The sequence below is a fragment of the Kitasatospora humi genome (assembly GCF_020907985.1).
Classification (GTDB): domain Bacteria; phylum Actinomycetota; class Actinomycetes; order Streptomycetales; family Streptomycetaceae; genus Kitasatospora; species Kitasatospora humi.
The window spans coordinates 1-4,403 of the sequence record NZ_JAJJPA010000112.1; the positions used below are offsets into that span (position 1 = coordinate 1).

General features: G+C 71.6%; 5 protein-coding genes. 4 read left to right on the forward strand and 1 reads right to left on the reverse strand.

Features of this window, described 5'->3' with window-relative positions; genetic code table 11:
• The first annotated feature begins 149 nt into the window (after positions 1–149).
• Both dxs and LN042_RS36445 read left to right on the forward strand, forming a co-directional pair.
• Positions 150–2,072: a 1-deoxy-D-xylulose-5-phosphate synthase gene (dxs, locus tag LN042_RS36440; protein WP_230055762.1), complete on the forward strand. Its 1,923-nt coding sequence runs from the start codon at positions 150–152 to the stop codon at positions 2,070–2,072.
• Positions 2,062–3,462: an aspartate aminotransferase family protein gene (locus LN042_RS36445; RefSeq protein ID WP_230055763.1), complete on the forward strand. Its 1,401-nt coding sequence runs from the start codon at positions 2,062–2,064 to the stop codon at positions 3,460–3,462. The genes dxs and LN042_RS36445 overlap by 11 nt, the downstream gene beginning before the upstream one ends.
• 3 nt (positions 3,463–3,465) lie before the next feature.
• Here the strand turns inward: LN042_RS36445 and LN042_RS36450 are convergent, their stop codons facing one another.
• Positions 3,466–3,741, reverse strand: coding sequence for a DUF6343 family protein (locus LN042_RS36450; protein ID WP_230055764.1), 276 nt, complete (start codon positions 3,739–3,741; stop codon positions 3,466–3,468).
• A gap of 127 nt (positions 3,742–3,868) precedes the next feature.
• Between LN042_RS36450 and LN042_RS36455 the strand changes: the two genes are divergently transcribed.
• Positions 3,869–4,117, forward strand: coding sequence for a hypothetical protein (locus tag LN042_RS36455; RefSeq protein WP_101379205.1), 249 nt, complete (start codon positions 3,869–3,871; stop codon positions 4,115–4,117).
• An 82-nt stretch (positions 4,118–4,199) separates the two neighbouring features.
• Entirely contained in the window at positions 4,200–4,403 is a 204-nt protein-coding gene (locus tag LN042_RS36460) for a hypothetical protein (RefSeq protein WP_230055765.1), read from the forward strand.

The window sequence follows — 4,403 nt, forward strand, 5'->3', positions numbered from 1 at the left end:
CCTGCTGCTGGCCGAGCAGCACCGGGCGGAGGGCGGACCGGCAGGCGCGCCCGCGGTCGTCACCGCAGGCTGATACAGAACCCCGGCGGCCCCCACGGCCCCCGGCAACCTCGCACACACCTGAGCGCACTGAGCCGAAAGGTGGAGTCATGTCACTGCTGTCCTCTGTCCACGGACCGGCCGACCTCAAGCGGCTGCCGGCCAACCGGCTGCCCGAACTGGCCCAGGAGATCCGGGATTTCCTGATCGAGGCGGTCTCCAGGACCGGCGGCCACCTCGGCCCCAACCTGGGCGTGGTCGAGCTGACGATCGCCCTGCACCGGGTCTTCGACTCGCCGAACGACCGGATCCTCTTCGACACCGGACACCAGTCCTACGTGCACAAGCTGCTGACCGGCCGCCAGGACTTCAGCCGGCTGCGGGCCAAGGGCGGCCTGTCCGGCTACCCCTCGCGGGCCGAGTCCGAGCACGACGTGATCGAGAACTCGCACGCGTCCACGGTGCTCAGCTACGCGGACGGCATCGCCAAGGCCCACCAGCTACAGGGCCGCCGGGACCGCCAGACCGTCGCCGTGATCGGTGACGGCGCCCTCACCGGCGGCCTGGCCTGGGAGGCCCTCAACAACATCGCCGAGGCCCAGGACCGCCCGCTGGTCATCGTGGTCAACGACAACGAGCGGTCCTACGCCAAGACCATCGGCGGCCTGGCCAACCACCTGGCCACCCTGCGCACCACCCAGGGCTACGAGCGCTTCCTCGCCTGGGGCAAGGAGGCGCTGCAGCGCACCCCGGTGGTCGGCCAGCCGATCTTCGAGGCGCTGCACGGCGCCAAGAAGGGCTTCAAGGACTCCTTCGCCCCGCAGGGCATGTTCGAGGACCTGGGCCTGAAGTACGTCGGACCGATCGACGGCCACGACATCGGCGCGGTGGAGTCCGCACTGCGCCGGGCCCGCGGCTTCGGCGGCCCGGTGATCGTGCACTGCCTGACCGTCAAGGGGCGCGGATACCGACCCGCGGAGCAGGACGAGGCCGACCGGTTCCACGCGGTCAACGCCATGGACCCGTACACCTGCCTGCCCATCTCGCCCTCCGGCGGCACCTCCTGGACCTCGGTGTTCAGCGAGGAGATGCTGGAGGTCGGCGTGCAGCGGCCGGACGTGGTGGCGATCACCGCGGCGATGCTGCAACCGGTGGGCCTGGCGCCGTTCGCCAAGGCCTTCCCGAAGCGCATCTTCGACGTCGGCATCGCCGAGCAGCACGCCGTGACCAGCGCGGCCGGCCTGGCCACCGCCGGGCTGCACCCGGTGGTGGCGGTCTACGCGACCTTCCTCAACCGGGCCTTCGACCAGGTGCTGATGGACGTCGCACTGCACAGGCTGGGCGTCACCTTCGTGCTCGACCGGGCCGGGGTCACGGGCAATGACGGCGCGTCGCACAACGGCATGTGGGACCTTTCGGTGCTCCAGGTGGTGCCCGGCCTGCGGCTGGCCGCGCCGCGCGACGCCGAGCAGCTGCGCGCCCAACTGCACGAGGCCCTGGAGGTCGAGGACGCGCCCACCGTGGTGCGCTTCCCCAAGGGCGAGGTCGGCCCGGTGGTGCCGGCCGTCGAGCGGGTCGGCGGCGTGGACGTGCTGCAGCGCACCCGGGTGCCGGGCCGCCGGGGCCAGCAGATCCTGCTGGTCTCGGTCGGCGCGATGGCCGGCGCCTGCCTGGACGCCGCCGCCCTGCTCACCGCCGACGGGTTCGCCACCACCGTGGTGGACCCGCGCTGGGTCAAGCCGGTCGACCCGGCGCTGGTCCGGCTCGCCGCCGAGCACACGCTGGTGGTGACCGTCGAGGACAACGGCCGCACCGGCGGGGTCGGCGCCGCCGTCGCCCAGGCGCTGCGCGACGCCGAGGTGGACACCCCGCTGCGCGACCTCGGCCTGCGCCAGGAGTTCCTGGACCACGCCGGCCGCGGCGAGATCATGGAGGAGGCGGGTCTGACCGGCACCGGCATCGCCGCCCAGGCCGCCGCCTACGCCAAGCACCTGCTGCCCGAACGAGGAGTGAACGAACCCCGTGCCAGCTGACCGCCCGACCAACGCCCTGGACCTCGCCGCCCTGCTCGCCGAGCGCGGCGGTGAGCGGTACGAGCTGCACGCCCGCTACCTCAATCCGCAGCTGCCGCGGATGCTGCGCACCATCGGCTTCGACAAGACCTACGACCGCGCCGCCGGCCCGTTCTTCTACGACGCCGAGGGCAACGAGTACCTCGACATGCTGGCCGGCTTCGGCATCTTCGCGCTGGGCCGGCACCACCCCGTGGTGCGCGACGCCGTCCAGCAGGTGATGGACCTCGACCTGCCGGACCTGACCCGGTTCGACTGCCCGCCGCTGCCCGGCCTGCTGGCCGAGAAGCTGCTGGGCTTCGCCCCGGGCCTGGACCGGGTCTTCTTCGGCAACAGCGGCACCGAGGCGGTGGAGACGGCGATCAAGTTCGCCCGCTACGCCACCGGGCGCGGCCGGATCCTCTACGCCGACCACGCCTTCCACGGCCTGACCACCGGCTCGCTGTCGATCAACGGCGAGGGCGGGTTCAAGAAGGGCTTCGGCCCGCTGCTGCCGGACACCGCCATCCCGCTGGGCGACCTGGGCGCGCTCCAGCGGGAGCTGCGCCGGGGCGACGTCGCGGCGCTGATCGTCGAGCCGGTCCAGGGCAAGGGCGTGCACCAGGCGCCGCCCGGCTGGCTGCGGTCGGCCCAGGAGCTGCTGCACGAGAACAAGGCGCTGCTGATCTGCGACGAGGTGCAGACCGGCATCGGCCGCACCGGCACCTTCTTCGCCTACCAGGCCGAGGAGGGCGTGCAGCCCGACCTGGTCTGCGCGGCCAAGGCGCTCTCCGGCGGCTACGTGCCGATCGGTGCCACCCTGGGCAAGAACTGGATCTTCGAGAAGGTGTACTCCTCGATGGACCGGGTGCTGGTGCACTCGGCCAGCTTCGGGTCCAACAACCAGGCGATGGCCGCCGGCCTGGCGACCCTTCAGGTGATCCAGGACGAGAAGGTGGTGGAGAACGCCCGGGTGGTCGGCGAGGTGTTCCGCTCCCGACTGGCCGCGCTCACCGAGAAGTACGAGCTGCTCGCCGACGTGCGCGGCCGCGGACTGATGATCGGCATCGAGTTCGGCCGGCCGAAGTCGCTCAAGCTGCGCACCGGGTGGACGGCGCTGCAGGCCGCCCGCAAGGGCCTGTTCGCCCAGATGGTGGTGGTCCCGCTGCTTCAGCGGCACCGGATCCTCACCCAGGTCTCGGGCGACCTGCAGGAGGTCATCAAGCTGATTCCGCCACTGATCATCACCGAGGCCGAGGTGGACCGCTTCCTCGACGCGTTCTGCGACGTGATGGACGACGCCCACCGCGGCAGCGGCCTGATGTGGGACTTCGGCAAGACGCTGGTGAAGCAGGCGGTCGCCAACCGCTGACCGCTACAGCTCCACCCGGCGCCGGCGGATCACCACGTAGAGGTCCACGGTGGCGAACAGGGTGAGCAGGAAGCAGGCCACCGCGAAGCCGACCAGGGTGCCCCGCGAGGGCAGGCCGGTCGGCTTCGCCAGGGCCGCGAAGACCGCGAAGGCCGCCGTCATCAGGGCGAACACCGGGGTGAAGATCACCGAGAGCAGGAACCGCAGCTTCAGGTCGCTGCGCGCGAACCGGGGCTCGGTTCCGCTGCGCCAGCGGCGCGGGGTGGTCGCGTAGCGCATGGTGCGCACCTCCGTCCGTCTCTCCCGGCCTGCCCGGACAACTCCGGGCCAATCCGGAGTAACCTCATGAGCCGAGGCATTCGGGCTGCGGTCGGGGCAGGCCGGGGGCGAGGAGCGGAGGAGCGGCGTGAGCATCGCGGTGTGCACCATTTGCACCGGGACCGGCCGGCTGGCGGGCCTGCAGTGCCGGACCTGCAAGGGGACCGGTACCACCGAGCGGGACGGCGGCGGCAACTGCTTCCTGTGCAGCGGCACCGGAACGTACACCCGCTACCGGGTCTCCGCCGACGGCAGCAAGCAGGCCTACCGGGAGGAGCCCTGCCGGACCTGCGACGGCACCGGAACGATCACTGGGAGCCACTCCGCGGACGCTTGATCGTCCGCCAGTCTGCCCTTTCTGATGCACGGTCAAACCGCTACCGTGGACGTATTCTTCGTATCCGATGCGAGGTCGCCACATGGTCGTCACCGACACTTACTTCCGGTACTGCGCCTCCTGCGGCACACCGGTCAGCGAGGGTCCGGAAGGCGGCTACGTCTGCGGGGCCTGCTTCCACGTGGTGGAGCCGCTGGGGGCGGACGCGGCGCGCCGGCAGCGCCGCGCCGAGCGGGCCGCGATGGTCGCGGAGGCCGCCCGGCTGCGATCGCTCCGGCAGTACTAG

What these genes read in the sequence shown, in the direction of transcription:
- LN042_RS36450 (WP_230055764.1), bottom strand. Translation starts at nt 3,741, where the DNA reads ATGCGCTACGCGACCACCCCGCGCCGCTGGCGCAGCGGAACCGAGCCC.
- LN042_RS36460 (WP_230055765.1), top strand. Translation starts at nt 4,200, where the DNA reads ATGGTCGTCACCGACACTTACTTCCGGTACTGCGCCTCCTGCGGCACA.
- dxs (WP_230055762.1), top strand. Translation starts at nt 150, where the DNA reads ATGTCACTGCTGTCCTCTGTCCACGGACCGGCCGACCTCAAGCGGCTG.